Here is a 1,902-nt window from a genome sequence, read left to right as displayed (position 1 = left end):
TAGATGTCCCAACCTCGAAAAGATGATGAAGAGTCCATGCGGGCGATCACTGCGCCAGTTGGCTTTCCTTCGATGCGGATGAAGCCGCCGTAGCTGACCTGATCGGAGCGTGAGAATGAGCCGTAGTCGCCGAGTTCGACTGGCTTTGCGCTAACGACTGGCGCTTTGCCGAGAGGGGCGTCGATACGAGATAGCTCGGCGGGCCACTCATGCGCTTGGCCGTCAATGAGTCCATGAATGGGCCCTTCTTCTTCCGAGAGGGGAAGGTGGACGGCGAGGGTGGAGTCGATTTCGTCGGCTACCTCGATGGTCGCGGAAGCTAGCCACTGATTGAAGTCAGGTCGGGCCTGCTTGCGGCGCTTGGCCATGTTTTGATTCAACTCGGGGATCTCGCTGGCAAGTTCGCTCCAGCGAGTACGGTCGGGAATGAGTGGGACGAAGATGCTAGGGGCGTGATCGGCCTGGTTTTTGTCCAAGGCTGTCATCGGAGTGTTCCGGAAGAAGGCATTGAAGGAGTAGGTGTCTTTCTGGGAGATAGGGTCGAACTTGTGATCGTGGCAAGCAGCGCAGCCGACTGTTAGGCCAAGCCAAACACCGGCAGTCGTGTTGGTGCGGTCTTGGGCATAGATGGCGTCATATTCCTCGGCAATGGCTCCGCCTTCTCCGGTGGTCGGTAGGCAGCGGTTAAAGCCGGTGGCGACGAGCTGATCGAGGGTCGGCTCGGGGAGAATGTCGCCTGCGATTTGCTCGATGGTGAACTGATCCCAAGGCATGTTCTGCTCGAAGGCGCGGATGACCCAATCTCGGTAGGGCCAGATGGAGCGGTAGTTATCGTGGTGGATGCCGTGGGTGTCGGCGTAGCGTGCGGCATCAAGCCAGTGCCTTGCGAAATGCTCGGCGCTGCTGGTGGTGGCAAGAAGGCGGTCGACTTCGGCATCGAGCTTGTCCCAGGAAAAGGCTGCGCCGCCTTCGGGTGAAGGAGGGAGTCCCGTGAGGTCGAAGTGGAGGCGACGATAAAAGCGAACGGGGTCACTCGGAGGGTTTGGCGCGAGACCATTGGCGGTGAGCTTTTCGAAGATGAAGGAATCGATCGGGTTCAGCGCCCAGTCATCGCCCGATGTTGGTGCCTCGGGACGTTCGACCGGGATGAATGACCAGTGGTCCTGATACTCGGCACCTTGCTCGACCCATTTCTCTAACAAGGCAATCTGCTTAGCATTGAGTTCCTTGTGGGACTTCGGTGGCGGCATGACCGTGTCTTTGTCTTTCGAGTGGATGAGTTTGACTAACAGCGAGGCTTGCGGGTCACCTTTGATGATGACGGGTTTGCCATTTTCGCGTGGCTCGAAGGCGTGCTCGACGAGGTCGAGTCGGAGCGGGGCGTCTTCCGGGTAGCGGGTCTTTTCGTCCGGACCGTGGCAGTGGTAGCAGTATTCGGAAAGGATCGGCTGGATGTGCTCGTTGAACGAGATTTCCTCAGGGAGCGCTGGCTCGGTGGGGAGGGGAGCTTCGCTTTCGAGAGGAGTTCTGCTTTCAGCGGGGACGGGGGCCGACGCCTTGGTCTGAGTTTCCGTGGATTCACGGCACTGAGTGAGGCTCAGCGCGGTGATCAGGGTGAGAGTGAGGGCCTTGCGACACATGGCAGAGGTAGGTAAGGGGTTCCTGGGAGCATAACGGAAGTTTGAAGGCCTGCTTTTCATCGAATCTCTCGTCACTATTCGAGGCGCTTGTCGGGGTGGGGTGGCGCGCCGAGAAATCCAGCCGCTTAGCGCCGGCCTTTCTCACACCGGCTCTCCAGTCCATGAGCGATCCTCTACCCCTTAATCGAGGTCATTACTGTTACATTGCCTTGTGCGCTTTGTTTTTTTAAAGCGTTTTTGTAGTCAGCAAATGATCCTAGCC

At 58.2% G+C, this 1,902-nt stretch carries 1 protein-coding gene; it reads right to left on the bottom strand.

Annotated features, from left to right (window positions below):
• A partial coding sequence (locus tag WBG04_RS05815) for a DUF1549 domain-containing protein (protein WP_424313438.1) occupies positions 1-1,640 on the bottom strand: 1,640 nt, incomplete at its 3' end.
• Between the last annotated feature and the right edge of the window lie 262 nt (positions 1,641-1,902).

This window comes from Haloferula sp. (genome assembly GCF_049672945.1).
In the GTDB taxonomy this organism is placed as follows: Bacteria; Verrucomicrobiota; Verrucomicrobiia; order Verrucomicrobiales; family Akkermansiaceae; genus Haloferula.
The sequence above is the reverse complement of the archived record's forward strand: the minus strand, read 5'-3'. Positions and strand labels throughout refer to the sequence as shown.